General features: G+C 63.0%; 15 protein-coding genes. 4 read left to right on the top strand and 11 right to left on the bottom strand.

Going from position 1 to position 18,938, the window contains the following annotated elements; genetic code table 11:
• Nucleotides 1–36 precede the first annotated feature (36 nt).
• A complete protein-coding gene (locus AC07UC_RS20810; protein ID WP_494907273.1) occupies nt 37–1,239 on the top strand; it encodes a DUF2865 domain-containing protein in 1,203 nt (400 codons plus the stop codon).
• Here AC07UC_RS20810 and gltX read toward each other — a convergent pair.
• The 6 genes from gltX to AC07UC_RS20780 form a co-directional block, all read right to left on the bottom strand.
• Nucleotides 1,157–2,530: a glutamate--tRNA ligase gene (gene gltX, locus AC07UC_RS20805; protein WP_494907272.1), complete on the bottom strand. Its 1,374-nt coding sequence runs from the start codon at nt 2,528–2,530 to the stop codon at nt 1,157–1,159. The two genes, AC07UC_RS20810 and gltX, sit on opposite strands and share 83 nt — an antisense overlap.
• A 158-nt stretch (nt 2,531–2,688) precedes the next feature.
• Entirely contained in the window at nt 2,689–3,867 is a 1,179-nt protein-coding gene (locus AC07UC_RS20800) for a hypothetical protein (RefSeq protein WP_494907271.1), read from the bottom strand.
• A 366-nt stretch (nt 3,868–4,233) separates the two neighbouring features.
• Nucleotides 4,234–6,039 (bottom strand): ABC transporter ATP-binding protein, encoded by a 1,806-nt coding sequence (locus AC07UC_RS20795; RefSeq protein WP_494907270.1) that lies wholly within the window; start codon nt 6,037–6,039, stop codon nt 4,234–4,236.
• Between the two features lie 392 nt (nt 6,040–6,431).
• Complete coding sequence (locus AC07UC_RS20790; protein WP_494907269.1) at nt 6,432–6,842, bottom strand: GNAT family N-acetyltransferase; 411 nt, start codon at nt 6,840–6,842, stop codon at nt 6,432–6,434.
• A gap of 56 nt (nt 6,843–6,898) precedes the next feature.
• On the bottom strand, nt 6,899–8,575 hold the full coding sequence (locus tag AC07UC_RS20785; protein WP_202322178.1) for an NAD+ synthase: 1,677 nt from the start codon (nt 8,573–8,575) through the stop codon (nt 6,899–6,901).
• 108 nt (nt 8,576–8,683) lie between these two features.
• A complete protein-coding gene (locus AC07UC_RS20780) occupies nt 8,684–9,400 on the bottom strand; it encodes a DNA-3-methyladenine glycosylase I (protein ID WP_494907268.1) in 717 nt (238 codons plus the stop codon).
• Between the two features lie 86 nt (nt 9,401–9,486).
• Here AC07UC_RS20780 and AC07UC_RS20775 point away from each other — a divergent pair, with 86 nt between their 5' ends.
• Entirely contained in the window at nt 9,487–10,050 is a 564-nt protein-coding gene (locus tag AC07UC_RS20775; protein WP_494907267.1) for a DUF1003 domain-containing protein, read from the top strand.
• Nucleotides 10,047–10,634 (top strand): DedA family protein, encoded by a 588-nt coding sequence (locus AC07UC_RS20770; RefSeq protein WP_494907266.1) that lies wholly within the window; start codon nt 10,047–10,049, stop codon nt 10,632–10,634. The genes AC07UC_RS20775 and AC07UC_RS20770 overlap by 4 nt, the downstream gene beginning before the upstream one ends.
• 30 nt (nt 10,635–10,664) lie before the next feature.
• Here the strand turns inward: AC07UC_RS20770 and AC07UC_RS20765 are convergent, their stop codons facing one another.
• Together AC07UC_RS20765 and AC07UC_RS20760 are read right to left on the bottom strand one after the other, a co-directional pair.
• Complete coding sequence (locus tag AC07UC_RS20765) at nt 10,665–11,024, bottom strand: diacylglycerol kinase (protein ID WP_494907265.1); 360 nt, start codon at nt 11,022–11,024, stop codon at nt 10,665–10,667.
• Between the two features lie 78 nt (nt 11,025–11,102).
• Nucleotides 11,103–11,519 (bottom strand): GFA family protein, encoded by a 417-nt coding sequence (locus AC07UC_RS20760; protein ID WP_140773319.1) that lies wholly within the window; start codon nt 11,517–11,519, stop codon nt 11,103–11,105.
• A 413-nt stretch (nt 11,520–11,932) separates the two neighbouring features.
• Between AC07UC_RS20760 and AC07UC_RS20755 the strand changes: the two genes are divergently transcribed.
• Nucleotides 11,933–13,003 carry a GGDEF domain-containing protein gene (locus AC07UC_RS20755; RefSeq protein ID WP_202322171.1) on the top strand — a complete coding sequence of 357 codons (1,071 nt, stop codon included), beginning with the start codon at nt 11,933–11,935 and terminating at the stop codon, nt 13,001–13,003.
• A gap of 65 nt (nt 13,004–13,068) precedes the next feature.
• Here the strand turns inward: AC07UC_RS20755 and AC07UC_RS20750 are convergent, their stop codons facing one another.
• From AC07UC_RS20750 to mfd, 3 genes are all read right to left on the bottom strand, one after another.
• A complete protein-coding gene (locus AC07UC_RS20750; protein WP_494907264.1) occupies nt 13,069–13,638 on the bottom strand; it encodes a DUF4337 family protein in 570 nt (189 codons plus the stop codon).
• Nucleotides 13,639–13,829: 191 nt separating this feature from the next.
• Entirely contained in the window at nt 13,830–15,203 is a 1,374-nt protein-coding gene (locus tag AC07UC_RS20745; RefSeq protein ID WP_494907263.1) for a class II 3-deoxy-7-phosphoheptulonate synthase, read from the bottom strand.
• A 134-nt stretch (nt 15,204–15,337) separates the two neighbouring features.
• Nucleotides 15,338–18,835 (bottom strand): transcription-repair coupling factor, encoded by a 3,498-nt coding sequence (mfd, locus tag AC07UC_RS20740; RefSeq protein WP_494907262.1) that lies wholly within the window; start codon nt 18,833–18,835, stop codon nt 15,338–15,340.
• Between the last annotated feature and the right edge of the window lie 103 nt (nt 18,836–18,938).

Here is an 18,938-nt window from a genome sequence, read left to right as displayed (position 1 = left end):
AGCTTGGCGGCCACAGGCAAGCGGGATTTGAGGCGGATGATAAGCGCAGGGTTGAAGCGGGCGCATGCTGCCATGCTGCTTGGCCTGCTGCTGTCCGGCGCCACCATCTCCGAGCCACAGGCCGCTTCGCGGGTCTGTCGTCAGTTGGAGGCCGATCTTACCGCGGCTTCGCGTGGCGGCGGCGGTGGCTCGGCAATGATCCGGAAATACGACGCCGCGATCGACCGGCAGCGCGAACAGATCTCCAAGGCCCGTGGCCAGGCGGACAGCGCCGGGTGCGGATTCTCGCTGTTTTCCCGCAACGTCAACCAATGCGCCGGGCTCAACGCCACCATCGACCGCATGAATGCCAATCTCGACAGCCTCCAGGCCAAGCGCGCCCAGCTCGCCGGCGGCGGATCTCGTCGCGACCGTGGCCGCATCCTGGCCGCGCTCGACGCCAATGGCTGCCGAGACGACACGGTTGCGCCGCGCCACGCTCCGCTGCAGGAAGCTGATCGTGGAGAGGACAGCAACGCGAACCTGTTCAACCAGCTTTTCGGCAATGACAGCCAGCAGGGCGACACGCTTGACCAGCCCGACAGTCCCGATGGGGAGCGCAATATCAGCAGGGTTTTGAACCAGCCCGGGGTTCCCGATTTCCCGAGCACCGGCGGCGAGTTCCGCACGATGTGCGTGCGTACCTGCGACGGCTACTTCTTCCCGATGTCGAACGCGGCCTCGGTCAGCGATTTCGAGCGCGACCAGAAGAACTGCGAATCGAGCTGCCCAGGCACCGAGATGCAGGTCTTCTATTCGCGCGGCATGGACGACGATTCCGCCGCGATGACATCATCGGTCACCGGCAAGCCCTATAGCGAACTGCCGACCGCCTATCTCTACAAGCAGTCCAACATGCCGCGCCCACCGGCTTGCGGCTGCAATGCGGCGCAGAACTTCCAGATCATTGGCGGCAACCCGCCAAATCCGCAACAGTCGCAGCCCGAAACCGAAGCGGCACCGTTCATTCCGGTCCCGGCCTCCAAGCCCGATCCGGGCGCCGACCCGGAAACCCTGGCCAATATGGAAGGCGGGCTCGACCGCGAAGCCATCAAGCGGCTTTCCGCCAAGCCGGTGACATCGCCCGTATCCGCCTTGCCGCCGGAACAGCGCAAGGTCAGGGTCGTCGGGCCAACGTTCCTTCCCGACCCATCAGCGGCAATAAATCTGCAAGCTCCGGCCCCGAAGGCAGTCCGGTAAGCGCAAGTCTGAGCGGCATGAACAGCCCCTTGCCCTTGCGCCCGGTCGCTTCCCTGATCTTGCCGGTCCAATCCTTCCAGACTGTCCCGTTCCAGGGCTCTTCCGGCAGGACATCGAAGGCCTGATGAAGAAAATCGCGGTCGTCGGCGGAAAAATCGGACCGTTCCTGCGGACCCTCGCGCAGGATGCGCCACCAGCCCACCGCATCGGCGAGCCGGTCGAGATTGCCGCGCACCGCCAACCAGAAAGGTTCGGCCTGGTCGCCCGAGATGCCGAGCACCATCAGCCTGTCTCGGGCCTCGTCGAAGGGCATGTGGTGCAGCAGCACGCGGTTGAGCACGAACAGCTCGTCCGGATCGAACTTGGCCGATGATTTCGAGGTCGCGGCCGGGTCAAAATGGCCGGCGAGTTCGGCCAGGTCATGCACGGCCGCGACATTCTCCGAAGTGCCGACCAGCACGGCCAGCGAAGCGACGGCCATCGGCTCGATACCGTCCTCGCGCAGGCTTTCAATGGAGAGAGCCCCGGTGCGCTTCGACAGTCCCTCGCCCGAGACGGTGGTCAAAAGATTGTGGTGACCGAAAACCGGCGGTTCGGCGCCCAGCGCCTTGAACAGGACAATCTGCACGCCGGTATTGGTGACATGGTCATCACCACGGATGACGTGGCTGATGCCCATCTCGATGTCGTCGACGACGGACGGCAACGTGTAAAGGTAGGTGCCGTCCTCGCGCACCAGCACTGGATCCGAGAGTGAAGCGAGATCGACCGTTTCCTCGCCGCGCACCAGATCGTTCCAGTGGATGTCGGTGCGTTCGGGCTGCTGCGGATCGTCTGAGAAATTGGGCAACAGGAAACGCCAGTGCGGCCGGCGCCCGTCGGCCTGGTATTCGGCCACCTGCTCTCTGGTCAGCGCCAGGGCCTCGCGGCCATAGACCGGCGGCAGGCCGCGCGTGCGGCGCACTTTTCGCCGGAGATCGAGTTCCTCCGGCGTTTCGTAGCAGGCATAGAGAACGCCAGCCGCCTTCAGCCGCTCGACGGCCGCGTCGTAGATCTCGAAGCGCCGCGACTGATATTCGGTGGCGTCCGGGAAAATGCCCAGCCAATGCAGGTCGTAGAGGATGGCGTCGGCGAATTCCTGCTTCGAGCGGGCGATGTCGGTGTCGTCGAAGCGCTGGATGAAGCGGCCCTTGTTGTTCAGGGCAAACAGCCAGTTGAAGAGAGCGGTGCGCGCATTGCCGATATGGATGCGGCCGGTCGGTGACGGGGCGAAACGAACGGTAACTGTCATGGATGGGGCGTACCGGATGCCTTTGTGATTGACAAGATGCGCCCCCGCGCTGTGCCGCAGACATAGAACATGGCGCGCGCAATGAAAAGACCGGGCGGCGCGTGCCACGTTCGAGCGCAGCCGGCGGGCGGAGCCGACGCCGGTCGAGCCGAGGCTGATCAGCGGCCGAAATCATCGGAACTGAGGCGGGTCCAGCGGTCGCCCATCAAGCCACCGATGAAGATGTCGCCGGAGCGGACCGCTTCCGTGACCTCGGCGATCCGCGAGCGGACCATCGTCCCCCCGGCATAGCGGAGGAGGACATTCTTGTAGCCGAAGAGCTGAGGCATGAACCTGCCTTGTGTCTGCCCGGCGATGCCCACGCAGCCCATATTCCGCGCGTCGGCGATCAAGCCATCCAGCGTCGCACCCCAATGAGATCCGGAGGCCTGGATTTGCAACAGGTTCGCGATGCCGCCGGCTTGGCCGTAGAAAGCGTAGCAGCCGAGTATTTTGCCTGTTTCGTCATAGGTCCCGCCGAAATGAAGGGGACCGTCGGCCCGCTTCTCGGCCGCCAGCGCGAGCAGCCGTGGCAGCTCGCCATCCTGCCAGCGCGGCCGAAGCGCGTAATCGGACACCAGCGTCGGCAACCGCTCCGCAAACTGCGCGGCATCCATCGGCTCGCGATGGACCCGGTGTGACGAGGAATGCTGGGCGGGCGGCTCGAACCTTTTTCTCGTAAAAGTGTCGAATGCCCTGGCGCAAGGATCGAGTGCGAAGCGAGGCAGGCCCGGCCATTTACCGCGCGCCACGGCGGCTGCCATCGCGGCCGGCCGGAAAATGCAGGTCCATCCCAGACAATGCACCGGCAGCAGCTGATACTTCATCGGGCGCGCGAAGGCCAGGGACACCCGGTTGGCCGAATCGGTCAGGTGCAGATCGAATGCGCCTTGATGCACGGCACGCAGCAATTGCGGTCCGGCCGAGCCGTGATCGGTGCCGGGGTCGGCCATGAGCGGTCCGATGATCGCCGCGTTCAATGCCGCCCCGTTGAGCTCGTAGCGGGCCTTCAGGACCCCGAGGAAGCCACCCAGACGGCCCTGCGGGGTGATCTGGACAAGCGCGCTGCTCTCACCGGGCTGGCCGGCAGGCTCAAGATAGATCTTTTTCATATACTCGGCCGTCTCCGCGATCGCGCGATCGAGAAGGTGACGTCGCCGCCGAAACTTCGTCAGGAAGAGTGCGGCGACACGCTCGAGGTCTTCGGCTGCGAGCGGCCGAACCGTGCCGTGCTGCGTCTCCCGCACCGACGGCGCAGCCACGCTTTTCACACCGGCATTTACAGAACCAAGATGCATCGTGAGGCCTACGGAGGTCGTCTGCCGGAGGGCGAAACCCTGCGCTGATCAATCGGATCCCAGGAGACGCGAAGATCTCCCCTGAGTTGCTTTGAGAAAAGCAATATCAATCAATGGTTGAGACAACGTATCTCGATCGGCACCATAAATAAAATGTCTCACGCTCAGGATCCGCAGGGGACCTGGATATCGCTTCACGTCACGGATTGGCTCGGCCAGCATAGGCTGGGTGACGGGGAGCCACCGCCGATGCGTTCGCAACAGGTTCGGCTCCGCCCGCGGTTGCCTGCCTCCGTGCCACTCTCCCGACCGGTTGACGGCGCCTGATAGAGGTGGCCTCCGAACGAAGCCGAAGGCCACCCCAGGTCAGATGGCAAGTCCCTTGGTCAGCTCGAGCGCCTGGCGCTCGAACAGGCGTCGGTAGATGCCGCCCTTCAGCCGGATCAGTTCGTCATGCGAGCCTTCCTCGACGATGTTGCCGCGATCGAAGACCAGCAGCCTGTCGAGGGCCCGCACCGTCGAAAGCCGGTGCGCGATGACCAGCGTGGTGCGGCCGACCATCAGCCGCTCCATCGCCTGCTGGATTAGCACCTCCGATTCCGAATCGAGGCTCGATGTCGCCTCGTCCAGGATCAGGATGCGCGCATCGGCAAGGAAGGCGCGCGCGATCGCCACGCGCTGCCGCTCGCCGCCCGACAATTTCACGCCGCGCTCGCCGACCAGCGTGCCGTAACCCTTCGGCAGGTTGACGATGAAGTCGTGCGCGCTCGCCAGCCTGGCGGCATGTTCGATTTCGGCCTGCGTCGCGCTCGGCCTGCTATAGGCGATGTTTTCGGCGAGCGACCGGTGGAACAGGATCGGCTCCTGCTGGACGATGGCGATCTGCCCGCGCAGCGACGCTTGCGCCACCTGCGAGATATCCTGGCCGTCGATCAGGATCTTGCCCGCATTCACGTCATAGAGCCGCTGGATGAGCTTGACGAACGTCGTCTTGCCCGACCCCGAGTGACCGACGAGCCCGACACGTTCACCCGGTGCGATATCGACCGAAAAGTCGCGATAGAGCGGCGTCCGGTGATTGCCATAGTGAAAGGTGACGTTGTCGAAGCTGATGGCCCCTTGCGTGATCCGGATCGGCCCGGCGCCGGGCCCGTCCTCGATGCCGAGCGGTTCGGACTGGAAATCGACCAGTTCCTCCATGTCGTTGATCGAACGCTGCAAATTGCGGATATGCGTGCCGATATCGCGCAAATAGCCCTGCAGCACGAAGAACGAGGTCAGCACGAAGGCGACGTCGCCGGCGCTCGCCTGCCCCCATGACCACAGCATCAGCGCCAAGCCGATCACCGCGGCCCGCATGGCCAGCAGCAGCACCCCTTGCGTGGTGCCGTTGACCGTGCCGCGCACCCAGGTGCGGCGCGTGCGTCCTCGCCATTTGGCGACGACCCTGGCCAGGCGGCGCTCTTCGCGCTCCTCTGCGCCAAAGCCCTTGACCACTGCGTTGCAGCTCACCGCGTCGGCCAGCGAACCGCCCAGGCGTGTATCCCACGTATTGGCGAGCCTTGCCGCCGGCGCGACATAGCCAAGCGACAGCATTGCGGTCACCATGATGAACAGCACCGAGCCGGCGGCAACGACCGCCCCCATCAGCGGCCAGAACCAGCCGAGCAGCAGCGTCGAGCCGACAAGCATGACAACGGACGGCAGCAGCGCGATGAGGATGGTGTCGTTGAGCAGGTCGAGCGCCCACATGCCGCGCGTCACCTTGCGCACGGTCGAGCCGGCAAAGCTGTTGGCGTGCCAGTCGGTGGAAAACCGCTGGACGCGATGGAAGGCATCGGCGGCGATGTCGGCCATCATCTTGAGCGTCAGTTCGACGATGCCCATGAACGCAAGGTTGCGCAGCACAACGCCGGCCAGCGCCAGCGCCATCAGAATCGAGAACGCCGTCATCGCGGCATTCCAGGCAATGGCGTCCGCACCGGCGCTGCTGGCGACGGCGTCGACCAGCCGGCCGGAATAAAGCGGCGTCAGGACGTCGGCCAGCGTCGACAGCAGGAAACCGCTCATGATGAGCGAAAGCCGCCAAGGCTGGCGCCGCCAGTGGGTGAGCGAGAAACCAAGAACGCTGCGAAACGCGCTCGCGCGCAAATCGATCTTAAGACGAGCCATGATGTCATTCGGGCGCAAACGAGCCCGATCCCAGTAAAGTCGAAAATTGAAGAAGCCGCGCAAAGGGCTAATGATTGCCCGGAAGCGGACTGGCATATTTTGGCGTCACGCCCTTGTCAGGACGGCGACCGGCATCGGCATAAGCCTGTGCCCAATCCGGCTTCGGCGCGAAGAGTAGACCTTCGCGGAGCGCCGGACGGGACCTAGGCTTCGCGGCCTCGCATTACCATGTGAAATACTGCCATTCGGACCTCCCGCAAAGAATCGCGGAACGGCCTTTATAAAGACGGCCCGATGCATCGCCAAGACCAGCTCCGGACCAAAGCGTATCTGGTCCAAGCACTGAGATTATTTTGCAACAATGGCGGATGGAAGCTTTCGCCGTGTGCCCGTCATTGGGGCGTGCGATCAAGGCGCATGTATCGGCCGTCCGTCGAGGGTTTGAAACCCAGTTTCTCATAGACGCCATGCGCGTCGCTGGTCGACAGGCTCCAGTGCGAGACGGTGCCGAGTTCGGGATGATCGATGAGCCCCCGCACCAGCCGCAAGCCGATGCCCTGCCCGCGATGCCGGGGCCAGACGATGATGTCGGCGAGATAGGCGAACACCGTGCGATCGGTGATCGCCCTGCCGAAGCCGACCTGTTGGCCATTGATGTAAGCGGCGGCGCAGAACGAATTGGCAAAGGCCCGGCGATGAAACTCGTCGTTGCGTCCGGCGCCCCAGTAGCTCGTCATCAACAGGTCCGAGGTCGCACGGAAGTCGATCCGCGCGAGGTCGAAACTGATCTCACAGTCTTGCATGGCTGTGTCCTCGCCTCGCGGCACCGCGCATTTTCGCCCAGTGGACGAACCGCGCCTTATCCACGATCCCTGAAACGGTTGGTGATGGGATAACGGCGGTCGCGGCCGAAATTCTTCCTGGTGATCTTCACGCCAGGTGCGGCCTGCCGGCGCTTGTATTCGGCGATATAGAGCAGATGCTCGATGCGCGTCACCGTCGCCCGGTCATGGCCGCGCGCCACGATGTCGTCGACGCCCATCTCGTTTTCGACCAGGCATTCGAGGATGTCGTCCAGCACCGGATAGGGCGGCAGCGAATCCTGGTCGGTCTGGTTTTCCCGCAATTCCGCCGACGGCGCCTTGTCGATGATGTTCTTCGGGATGACCTCGCCCGACGGTCCGAGCGCGCCGGGCGGCACATGGCTGTTGCGCCAGCGCGACAACGCATAGACCTGCATCTTGTAGAGATCCTTGATCGGGTTGAAGCCGCCATTCATGTCGCCATAGAGGGTGGCGTAGCCGACCGACATCTCGCTCTTGTTGCCTGTCGTGACCACCATCGAGCCGAACTTGTTGGAGATCGCCATCAGGATGGTGCCGCGCGCGCGGCTCTGCAGGTTTTCCTCGGTGATGCCTTCCTTGGTGCCTTCGAAAAGCTGCGTCAGCGCGTGCATGAAGCCTTCGACGGGCTCGAAGATCGGTACGATGTCATAGCGGCAGCCGAGCGCGCGGGCGCAGTCCTCGGCATCCTTCAGCGAATCCTTCGACGTATAGCGGTAGGGCATCATCACCGCGCGCAGCCGCTCCTCGCCAAGCGCGTCGACGGCTAGCGCAGCGCAGATCGCCGAATCGATGCCGCCAGACAGGCCCAGCACCACATTCTTGAAGCCATTCTTGTTGACGTAGTCGCGCAGGCCCAGCATGCAGGCGCGATAATCGGCCTCTTCCCGCTCCGGGATCTTCGACATCGGCCCTTCCGAGCAGACCCAGCCGTCCTCCGTGCGTTTCCACGTGGTGACGTCGACGGCGTCCTCGAACTGGCTCATCTGGAAAGCCAATGTCTTGTCGGCACCGATGGCGAAGGAGGCACCGTCGAAGATCAGTTCGTCCTGGCCGCCGAGCTGGTTGGCATAGATCAACGGCAGGCCGCATTCGATGACCTGCTTGATGACGACCTGATGGCGCACGTCGATCTTGGCGCGATAATAAGGCGAGCCGTTCGGCACCAGCAGGATTTCAGCGCCGCTCTCGGCCAGCGTCTCGCAGACCGCAACGTCGCCCCAGATGTCCTCGCAGATCGGGATGCCCAGCCGCACGCCGCGGAAATTGACGGGGCCCTGCAGTTCCGGCCCGGCCTGGAAGACGCGCTTTTCGTCGAACTCGCCATAGTTCGGCAGGTCGAGCTTGTAGCGTTCGGCCAGGATCTTGCCGCCATCAGCGACGATGATCGAATTGTGCGTGCCGCTCTTGCGCTTCAGCGGTGTGCCGATGATGACGCCCGGACCGCCATCCGATGTATCGGCGGCGAACTCCTGCGCCGCCTTTTCGCAGGCCTTGAGGAAGGCCGGCTTCAGCACCAGATCCTCCGGCGGATAACCGGCAAGGAAAAGCTCGGTATAGAGCACGAGATCGGCGCCCTGGCGCGCGGCATCCGCCCTCGCCTCGCGGGCTTTGGCGAGGTTGCCGGCGACATCGCCGACTGTCGGGTTGAGCTGGGCGATCGCGATGCGCAGTATGTCGGGCTTCTTGGTCATGCCTGCTGACTTAGCGCGGCGGAATTGCCCGAGCAATGGCGTTCGTTTGGACCACCCCAGACCGTGCCGATCCGAATGACCTGGGGTCACTCGCGCCCAGACCGGCGATCAGTCGTCGCCCATATATTCGCGCAACGACTGCGGCGAATTGTTCTCTCCGATCGACATCGCCAGGATGCGCGAAATGTGCCGGCGCGGCAGCCTCGTGTCCGCCACCCATTGATTGATCTGGGCCTGGATCTTGTCGAGGTCTCTCTTCGAAGTCGGGCTTTCGGCGATATCGAGGCCAGCATCACGAAGGGCCGCCGCCATGTCGGCCGAAATGACGAAGGCGTCCCAGCCAAGCCAGCGCAGGAAATACTGGCCGGTGTTGCCGCCGAGCCGGCTGCCATGCTTGCCGAGATAGGCCATCAGCCCAACCTGATCATCTGCTGGCCAATCGGCAAGGAAATGGCCGAAGCCGCCATGTTCCTTGGACACGCGTTCGACGAAGGCGGCATTGTCGCGGACCGATTTGATCTTCTGCGGATTGCGCACGATGCGCTGGTCGGAAGCCAGATCGTGCCAGAAATCATCAGGTTGGAACAACAGCCGCTTCGGCTCGAAACGCAGAAACGCCTCCTCGAAACCCGGCCATTTCTGTTCGATGACGCGCCAGACAAAACCGGCGGCAAAGATTCGCTCCGCCATGGTCGACAGAATGCGATCGTCCGGGATGTCGGCGACGGCGGCATTGTCGGGCACGGGCCCCAGCAACGACGAAAGCTCCGCCTCGCCGCCCTTGCGTTTTGCCGCGCGCTGACGAATTTTCTTGAAATCAGCCATGGATCCCTCGCTGTTGGCTTGAATGTAACACTTCCCGCGAGGGCCGGCAGCCTCTACGTCTATCTCCACTGACGACGGAGACTGCCATGTACAAGACGATCGACGACCTGGCGAACCGCTGGCTCAAGCGACGCCCGGATGGCCTCAGCCTATTGGAAAGCCGGGTGCTGCAATCGACGCTCGAACGCACCACGATCTCCAGGGACACCAACAAGGCGATTGCTTTCCACCAGACCTTCGGCGACCGGCTTGCTGACACCATTGCCCGCATCGGCGGCTCGTGGTCCTTCATCCTCGGCTTCCTTGCCTTTCTGGTCCTGTGGACCGCGGGCAATGTCTGGCTGTTGACGCGCGATGCCTTCGACCCCTACCCGTTCATCTTCCTCAACCTGGTGCTGTCGATGGTCGCCGCCTTGCAGGCGCCGGTGATCATGATGGCGCAGAACCGCCAGACCGAACGTGACCGCATCGATGCCGCCCACGACTACGAGGTCAATCTGAAGGCCGAAATCGAGATCATGGCGCTCCACGAAAAACTGGATGAACTGCGCCACAGCCAGATCATCGGCATGCGCGACGAGATCGTGCGGCTGGCCGAAGTGGTCAAGCGGATCGACGAGAGGCTGGCGCAGCAGAAGTCGACCCCATGACCGACGCGATCCATCATTTCATCGAACAGTACGGGCTGCTCGCCGTCTTCGTCGGCTGTGTCGCCGAGGGGGAAAGTGCCGCGATCCTCGGCGGCTTCTTCGCCCACCAGCATGTTTTCGTGCTCTGGCACGCCTTTGTCGCGGCAGCGCTCGGCGCCTTCGTCGGCGATACCTTCTTCTTCATCCTGGGCAGAAGTTTCGCAGACAACCGTCATGTCGTCAGGCTGCGCAGGCGGCCCGGCTTCCGCCGCGCCTATCGCCTGCTCAACACCCACCCCAACGTCTTCGTGCTGTCGAACCGCTATGTCTACGGCATGCGCCTGGTCGGCGGCATCGCGGCCGGCCTGTCGACCATAGCAGCACCCCGCTTCGTCATCCTCAACGCCATCTCATCGATAATCTGGGCGGTGCTGTTCAGCACCATTGGCTACGTTTTCGGGCTGGGCGCCGAGCATTTCGTTGGCCAGGCCTTGCTGCGCCACGAACGACTGCTGATCGGGCTCGGCATCGGCCTCACCGTGGCCGTGCTGGCCTGGCTTGTCGCCCGCCACATCGCCAGGCGCGAGCGTCGCCGGGAACAGTGACGGCGCCAGCCTCCATGGTCGGGCGGAAGGTCAGATGGGAAAGCCTGTGACCCGCTCGATGAGCGCGATGCCCCAGACGCCGGCGACGATGAACACCGAAATCAGCACGGCCAGCGAACCGCAATCCTTGGCCAGCTGGATGTCGACGTTGAACTCGCGGCTGAACGCATCGCAGGCGGCCTCGATCCCGGTGTTGAGCACCTCGACCATGATCAGGAGCAGCACCGCCCCGATCAGCAAGGCGTAGCCACGCCACGAGACGGAAACGAACCACCCCGCCGGCAAGGCGAGCAGCAACAGCAGCAATTCCTGCTGGAAAGCCTTCTCGCTGGCAGCCAGCTTGCGAAACGCCCGTACCGAATTGAAAAAAGCGTCGATCAGCCGCTGCATGCCCAAACCTCTTTCCGAGTTACCGGCACGAGATAAAGCAACGGCCCGATCAAGGGAATAAGGCGTCTCGTCCAAAATTCATTCGGCGACCGCTATCGAAGGCGTCGACTTTTCAAATTGCGGCAGCCCGTCGTCGATCGAATAATAGTCGCCCTTGTCGCCAACGAAGATGTGACAGTCGCCCTTGAGGCCTGTCGGCTTGTCGAACGATCCCGCCATGACCGAAATGTAGCCTTGATCCCTCGGCTTCCAGAAAAGCACCGACCCGCATGCCTTGCAGAAGCCGCGCCTGGCGAAAGCGGATGCTTCATACCAGGTGATGCTTTCGGCGCCCTCGATGACGATGTCGGCGTCGGCAACATTGGTCGCGGCATAGAAATGCCCGCTCTGCTTCCTGCATTGCGAGCAATGGCAGTAGACGACACCACGCAACGCTCCGTGCGTCCGGAAGCGGACCGCTCCGCACAGGCATGATCCCCGGTGACTGTCGCTCATTTTGGCACCCCTTGAAGAAACCTCGTCCAGCATCGATGCCAGGATTCCAGCTTTGCGGGGACTGCGCGCAAGCAAATACGACATCGATTGGCGTGGCGAATTTCGAAATTCAGTTTCATTTCCAGCAGCGCGCCGCACGGATTTCGAATCCAACACGCCGAATTGGGTCTTGTCTCGCGACGGAGGTGCGAAAATTTACGCTTCTACAGCCACAGGTAGAGAAAACTTGTGGAAATCGTGCAAATTAAGGAAACTTTAGCGCTGCCGCATTTATGGTTACACCAAGCGAAGGTCGTGGGTGGGGACAGGTCTCTTCGCAAGATGTTTCGGACTATCGGGTAGCGCTCCCCAGGGCGGCGATCAATGGAACCCGCAATTCCGCGTCGGGATCCGAGGGGACGAGTGAATTAGACATGCAGCCGGCATCCGCCCCAACCGAACAAGGCACCGATATCGTATCTGCCGTGGTCGCCACGATGCGCCAGCTTGGCGTGCTTGGCCTGCCGCGCAACTACGAGATCTTCTACGAGGCCCTGAGCGGCACCAATCGCGAGCTCAGCCTTGCCGTGCTCTCGCTGAGCAACCGGCCGACACAGGACGAGTTGGACAAGATCGGCCGTTCTTTCTTTGCCCATAACCATGGCCCCGACATTGTCGAGCATGCGCGGGACGTTATCGCCAGGGAGCTCGAGGAAGTCGCATCGCTGTTGCGGAGCGAGCGCGGCCACATCGAAAAATACGGCAGGATTCTCGATGAGACATCGAGCGGCCTGAGTAACCGAAGCCTGCTTTCGCAGGATCTCCTGCACAAGATCGCCAACGCCATGTCGGTCGCCACCAACTCGACCATTGATCATGGCCGACAGGTCGCCTCGACGCTCAACGACAAGACGACCGAACTCGAGAGCGTCAAGTCGAAGCTCGAAGAGTACAAGCGGCTCGCCGACACCGATCCGTTGACCCATATCTGGAACCGGCGCGCCTTCGACAAGGAAATCACCCGGATCTACAACAGCAACAAGGGCATTCTGTTCAATGCCCTGATCCTTGCCGACATCGATCGGTTCAAGGATATCAATGATCGCTATGGTCACCCGGTCGGCGACAAGATCATCCAGATCATCGCCGACATTTTCCAGACCAGCATCCGCGGCGGCATGTTCGTCGCCCGCACCGGTGGCGAGGAGTTCGCGCTGATCATCGAGGGCGCCAGCGAAGACGCCACCTGCGAGATCGCCGAGCGCATTCGCGCCCTGATCGAACAGACGCCGTTCACCAGCAGCCAGACCGGTATGAATTACGGCACCGTGACGGTGTCGATGGGCATCTGCATGGCGTCGGAGGCCGAAGGCCCCGAGGACCTCTACACGAAAGCCGACCGTGCGCTCTACCGCTCCAAGGTCAGCGGCCGCAACCGCGTCACCAAGCATTCCACCATGGCCGGCCGCGCCGGCAAGAGCTGGCTGCTCTACAAGAAGGACTGATCGCGCCCGGCCCTGCGCCCGCGACGAATGCCCTTGGGCCATGTCGGACCGAAGCGCCAGCGCAATCAAACATAGGCGAAGCCGGCGGCGATCGCGCCCAGGGCGCCAAGAGCCAGCGAGCCTATCCACGGCCAGCGCTTGCCACGGGTGATGATGGAAAGTGTCGCGACGGCGATCGAGATGTGCAGCAGCGTCACGGCAAATGTCAGAACATGGTGCCGATGTTCCCGCAGGTCGCTGTCACGCAGCTTTTCATCGACCTGCTTTTCAAATTCGGTCGCCTTGGCCTCTATCTCCGCGCCGTCGGCTTCATTGCGCTTGGCGTTGGCCTGGAATTGGCCGGCAGCGGGGCCGCCCATTGCCGCCGCGATCTCATAGCTGTTCTTCTTGATGCTCTTTGCCTGGAAGAAGCTCCACTGATCGCTGGCCTTGTTCTGGAGGTAGGCCGCCTCGCTCTTGTCGTTGATCGCCTCGGCGGTTTCGAGCGACTCGAAGCTGCCGACCGTCGCGGCAAGAACCGCCAGCACCGCAATGGTCACGGAGACCGTGGTCAGAAAGGGATTGCCCTCATGCGCGGCATGTTCGGCATGCTCGGCGTTCTCGAGATGCTCCTGGGTGGAGTCTTCCATGGTCATTTGCCGATCCCTCGCCGGATAACATCCTGTCGGCGGGAACCTTCATCTTAATCTTGGTTTTGCGGTGATCGCGCCGGCATAAATTTTCGTAAGGTTTGACACGACGATGGCCACGAAAGCATGGCCCGACACGAAAAAAGGCGCCTGATTTCTCCGGCGCCTTCCTGTTTCGATCGGTCGGGATCGACCGTTCAGCCGTTCACAGCCTGCTTGTGCTGCACCGGATGGCTTTTCTTCAGGAGGTCCGACACCAGGAAGGCCAGTTCGATCGCCTGGTCGGCATTGAGGCGCGGGTCGCAATGGGTGTGGTAGCGGTCCTGCAATTCCTCTGCCGTGATGGCGCGCGCGCCACCGGTGCATTCGGTGACGTTCTTGCCGGTCATCTCGACATGGATGCCGCCCGGATGCGTGCCTTCCGCGCGGTGCACCTCGAAGAAGGTCTGCACCTCCTTCAGGATGCGGTCGAACGGCCGCGTCTTGTAGCCGGCTGCCTCGATGGTGTTGCCGTGCATCGGGTCAGACGACCAGACCACGCTGCGGCCTTCCTTCTGCACCGCGCGCACCAGCTTCGGCAGATGATCAGCGACCTTGTCCGAACCAAAGCGCGCGATCAGCGTCAACCGGCCGGGTTCGTTCTCGGGGTTGAGCAGGTCGATCAGTTCCAGCAAGCCGTCAGAGGTCAGCGACGGGCCGCATTTCAGGCCGAGCGGGTTCTTGATGCCGCGGCAATATTCGACATGGGCATGGTCGGGCTGGCGCGTGCGGTCGCCGATCCAGATCATATGGCCTGACGTGGCGTACCAGTCACCGGAGGTCGAGTCGACGCGGGTCAGCGCCTCTTCATAGCCGAGCAGCAACGCCTCGTGGCTGGTATAGAAATCAGTCTCGCGCAGCGCGTAGTTGGTTTCCGAGGTGATGCCGACGGCCTTCATGAAGTCCATCGTCTCGGTGATGCGGTTGGCGAGCGACTCGTATTTCTCGCCCTGCGGGCTGTCCGACACGAAGCCGAGCATCCAGCGATGCACGTTCTCCAGGCTGGCATAGCCGCCCTGCGCGAAGGCGCGCAGAAGGTTGAGCGTCGCCGCCGACTGGCGGTAGGCCATTTCCTGGCGGGCCGGATCGGGAATGCGCGACTTCTGGTCGAATTCGATGCCATTGATGATGTCGCCGCGATAGCTCGGCAAGGTCACCTCGCCCTTGGTTTCATTGTCGGACGAGCGCGGCTTGGCGAACTGGCCGGCAACGCGGCCGACCTTCACCACAGGCTGTGCGCCGGCAAAAGTCAGCACGACCGACATCTGCAGGAAGACGCGGAAGAAGTCGCGGATGTTGTCGGCGCCATGTTCGGCAAAGCTCTCGGCGCAATCGCCACCCTGGAGCAGGAAGGCTTCGCCGGCTGCGACCGCGGCGAGTTGCTTCTTCAGCTTGCGTGCCTCGCCGGCAAAAACCAGCGGCGGAAAGGTGGCGAGCTGGGCTTCCGTGTTTTTCAGTGCGGCAAGGTCCGGATAGGCAGGAACCTGCTTGATCGGCTTTGCTCTCCACGAATTCGGCGACCATTTCGTCATCGCTGCACCCAACGCTCTTTCCGGCGAACACCCTCGCCCGCATTTCCACCCCTATATGGGTTGGCGGCTCCATACACGAAGCCGATTTCCTATTCTAGACCGGAATTTCAGCGCTGGCGAATGGGCAGGGTGGGCTATGCCGCCTTCTCGACCAGCCTTGCCAGTTGCGTCATGACCACCGCCGAGCCCGCCAGACGCTTCTCGGCCGTTGGCCAGTCGCGGGTAAAGACGACACTGTGGTCGGGCCGGATCTTGGCCAGTGAACCTTGCTCGCCGATGAACTTTACCAGCCCGACCGGGTTGGAGAATTCGCGCTTGCGGAAATGAATGACGACGCCCTTCGGCCCGGCATCGAGCTTCTCGACATTGGCCTTGCGGCAAAGCGCCTTGATGAAGACGATCTTCAGGAGATGCTTCACCTCGTCCGGCAGCGGGCCGAACCGGTCGATGAGCTCGGCGCCAAAGGCGTCGATCTCCTCGGTGTTTTCGAGATCTCCGAGACGGCGGTAGAGCGCCAGCCTGAGCTGCAGGTCGGGCACATAGCTTTCCGGGATCATCACCGCCGTGCCGACGGCGATCTGCGGCGACCAGCCGCCATCCTGGACCTCGCCGGAATCCTTTACCTCGGCGACGGCCTCCTCCAGCATCTGCTGGTAGAGTTCGAAGCCGACCTCCTTGATATGGCCGGATTGTTCCTCGCCCAGAAGATTGCCCGCGCCCCTGATATCGAGATCGTGGCTGGCGAGCTGGAAGCCGGCGCCGAGCGTGTCGAGCGACTGCAGCACCTTCAGCCGGCGTTCAGCGGTGTCGGTCAGCTTGCGGTTGGCCGGCAGCGTGAACAGCGCATAGGCGCGCACCTTGGAGCGGCCGACGCGGCCGCGCAACTGGTAGAGCTGCGACAGGCCGAACATGTCGGCGCGGTGGATGATCAGCGTGTTGGCGGTCGGGATGTCGAGGCCAGATTCGACGATTGTGGTCGACAAAAGCACATCATATTGCCCGTCGTAGAAAGCGTTCATGATGTCGTCCAGTTCACCCGGCGGCATCTGGCCATGGGCCACGGCCACCTTCAATTCGGGAACAGATTCCTTCAGGAAATCATGGATTTCCGCAAGATCGCTGATGCGCGGGACGACATAGAAGGAATGCCCGCCGCGATAACGCTCGCGCAGCAGCGTCTCGCGAATGACCAGCGGATCGAAGGGCGAGATGAAAGTGCGCACCGCCATGCGGTCGACCGGCGGCGTGGCGATCAGCGACAGTTCGCGCACGCCCGTCAGCGCCAGTTGCAGCGTACGCGGGATCGGCGTCGCCGACAGCGTCAGCACATGGACATCGGTCTTCAGGTCCTTGAGCCGCTCCTTGTGCTTGACGCCGAAGTGCTGCTCCTCGTCGATGATCAGCAGGCCGAGATTCTTGAACGAGATCGAGGATCCGAGCAGCGCATGGGTGCCGACGACGATGTCGACCTGGCCCTCGGCCAGCGCTTTCTTCGTTTCGGCCAGTTCCTTGGCGCCGACCAGCCGTGAGGCCTGGGCGACACGGATCGGCAGGCCTGAAAAACGCTGCGAAAACGTCTTGAAATGCTGGCGCGACAACAGCGTCGTCGGCACCACCACCGCAACCTGGAACCCTTCCATGGCGGCGATGAAAGCCGCGCGCAGCGCCACTTCGGTCTTGCCGAAGCCGACATCGCCGCAGATCAGCCGATCCATCGGCTTGCCGGCGCCAAGGTCGTCGCGCACCGAATCGATCGCCGTCTGCTGGTCGTCGGTTTCCTCATAGGGGAAACGGGCTGAGAATTCGTCATAGAGGCCTTCGGCCGGCACCAGCGCCGGCGCGGCGCGCATCTGCCGCTCGGCGGCGATGCGGATCAGCTGCCCGGCCATGTCGAGCAGGCGCCGCTTCAGCTTTGCCTTGCGTGACTGCCAGGCACCACCGCCAAGCTTGTCCAGCGTCGCTTCGGCCGAGTCCGAACCGTAGCGCGACAGAAGCTCGATGTTCTCCACCGGCAGGAACAGCCGGTCGTCGCCGGCATAGTGGATTTCCAGGCAATCATGCGGCGCACCGACCGCCTCGATGGTGCGCAAGCCGATGAAGCGGCCAATCCCGTGGTCGGCATGGACGACGATATCGCCGGCCGACAAGGCCGAGGCCTCGGCAATGAAGTCGGACGCGCGCTTCTTGCGCTTCGAGCGCCGGATCAGCCGGTCGCCCAGAATATCCTGTTCGGCAACGACGACCAGTTTTTCGGTCTCAAAGCCGGATTCGAGCGGCAGCACGGCAAGAGCCGCCTGCCCCGGCTCGAGCCGTTCGGCTTCCGCCAGCGTCTCGACCTGCTTGAGATTGCCGAGATGATGCTCGGCCAGGATCTGGCCAAGCCGGTCGAGCGAGCCTTCGGTCCAGCCGGCGATGACGACACGGCGGCGCGCGGCGCGCTCGTCGGCGATGTGTCTGACGACCACATCGAACACGTTGACGTTCGGATCGGCGCGCTCCTCGACGAAGCTGCGGCCATGGCGCGAGCCGGCGTGATAGACCTTTTTGGCGCCGGCATCGGGCGCATCAAAGGGCGTGAAATCGATCGCTTCGCGCGGTCCGAGCGAGGCGATCAGGTTTTCCGGCGACAGGTAGAGCAGATCGGGTGCCACTGGCTTGTAGGGCACCGCATCTTTCAACGCAGCGTCAGCCTGCTTTTTACGCGCCTCGTAATGATCCAGGATCAGCGTGTGACGCTCAGCCAGCGCCTCATGCGCCAGATGGTCGAAAACAACCGGCGTGTCCGGCAGATAGTCGAACACCGTCTCCAGCCGCTCGTAGAAGAACGGCAGCCAGTGCTCCATGCCGGCAAAGCGCCTGCCCTCGCTGACCGCCGCGTAAAGCCCGTCGTCGCGCTGCGGCGCGCCAAAGGCTTCGATGTAGGAGCGGCGGAAGCGGCTGATGGTTTCGGGCGTCAATGCCACTTCGCTCATCGCCTGCAATGCCATCGACTTGCGCTGGCCGGTGGTGCGCTGCGTGGCGGCGTCGAAGACGCGGATCGATTCCAGCGTGTCGCCGAAGAAATCGAGCCTCAGCGCCTCGGTCCAGCCCGGAGCGAACAGGTCGAGAATGCCGCCGCGCACCGCGAATTCGCCGATGCCGCGCACCGTCGGCACGCGTTCGAAACCTGACGTTTCCAGCCGCGACACCAGCGCATTCATGTCGATCTGGTTGCCGGGCCTGGCGTGAAACGTCTGTGCCTCGACCAGTTCGGCCGGCGGAATGCGCTGCAGCAACGCATTGGCGGTGGTGAGGATGACGGCGCGGTGCGGCTTCTTGGCCAGCGCGATCATCGCGGTCAACGCATCGAGGCGTTTGGCGGCGGCATCCGAACCGGGCGAGACGCGGTCGTAGGGCAGACAATCCCAGGCCGGCAGTTCCAGCACCGGCAGGCCAGGTGCCGCGAAGGCCAGCGCCTCGATGATCGCCGGCAGGCGTTGGCCGTCGCGCGCCACGAACAGCACCGGCTTGTCGGGCGCGATTTCCAGGGCCGCCTGCACCAGCGCGAAGGCTTCATAGCCATCGGCGACGCCGTCGACGATGAACTGGCCGGCGCGGCCTTTCGGCAGACCAATGGTGGGAATGAGGCTCATCAGATCACGGTCTTGTCTATCGCAATTCCGGGCGGAAAACCGCTTCGCACTTTTCCTGGAATTGCTTGTTTTCAGTTTGTCGCAATTCCGGACGGAAAACCGC

The sequence above is a fragment of the Mesorhizobium sp. GW821-FHT04C10 genome, from assembly GCF_059420305.1.
Note: the sequence above shows the minus strand (reverse complement) of the source record. Positions and strands in the feature narration are given on the sequence as shown.

Excerpts from the sequence above, each read along its gene's own strand:
- AC07UC_RS20810 (WP_494907273.1), top strand. The coding sequence starts at position 37 with ATGATAAGCGCAGGGTTGAAGCGGGCGCATGCTGCCATGCTGCTTGGC.
- gltX (WP_494907272.1), bottom strand. The coding sequence starts at position 2,530 with ATGACAGTTACCGTTCGTTTCGCCCCGTCACCGACCGGCCGCATCCAT.
- AC07UC_RS20800 (WP_494907271.1), bottom strand. The coding sequence starts at position 3,867 with ATGCATCTTGGTTCTGTAAATGCCGGTGTGAAAAGCGTGGCTGCGCCG.
- AC07UC_RS20795 (WP_494907270.1), bottom strand. The coding sequence starts at position 6,039 with ATGGCTCGTCTTAAGATCGATTTGCGCGCGAGCGCGTTTCGCAGCGTT.
- AC07UC_RS20790 (WP_494907269.1), bottom strand. The coding sequence starts at position 6,842 with ATGCAAGACTGTGAGATCAGTTTCGACCTCGCGCGGATCGACTTCCGT.
- AC07UC_RS20785 (WP_202322178.1), bottom strand. The coding sequence starts at position 8,575 with ATGACCAAGAAGCCCGACATACTGCGCATCGCGATCGCCCAGCTCAAC.
- AC07UC_RS20780 (WP_494907268.1), bottom strand. The coding sequence starts at position 9,400 with ATGGCTGATTTCAAGAAAATTCGTCAGCGCGCGGCAAAACGCAAGGGC.
- AC07UC_RS20775 (WP_494907267.1), top strand. The coding sequence starts at position 9,487 with ATGTACAAGACGATCGACGACCTGGCGAACCGCTGGCTCAAGCGACGC.
- AC07UC_RS20770 (WP_494907266.1), top strand. The coding sequence starts at position 10,047 with ATGACCGACGCGATCCATCATTTCATCGAACAGTACGGGCTGCTCGCC.
- AC07UC_RS20765 (WP_494907265.1), bottom strand. The coding sequence starts at position 11,024 with ATGCAGCGGCTGATCGACGCTTTTTTCAATTCGGTACGGGCGTTTCGC.
- AC07UC_RS20760 (WP_140773319.1), bottom strand. The coding sequence starts at position 11,519 with ATGAGCGACAGTCACCGGGGATCATGCCTGTGCGGAGCGGTCCGCTTC.
- AC07UC_RS20755 (WP_202322171.1), top strand. The coding sequence starts at position 11,933 with ATGCAGCCGGCATCCGCCCCAACCGAACAAGGCACCGATATCGTATCT.
- AC07UC_RS20750 (WP_494907264.1), bottom strand. The coding sequence starts at position 13,638 with ATGACCATGGAAGACTCCACCCAGGAGCATCTCGAGAACGCCGAGCAT.
- AC07UC_RS20745 (WP_494907263.1), bottom strand. The coding sequence starts at position 15,203 with ATGACGAAATGGTCGCCGAATTCGTGGAGAGCAAAGCCGATCAAGCAG.
- mfd (WP_494907262.1), bottom strand. The coding sequence starts at position 18,835 with ATGAGCCTCATTCCCACCATTGGTCTGCCGAAAGGCCGCGCCGGCCAG.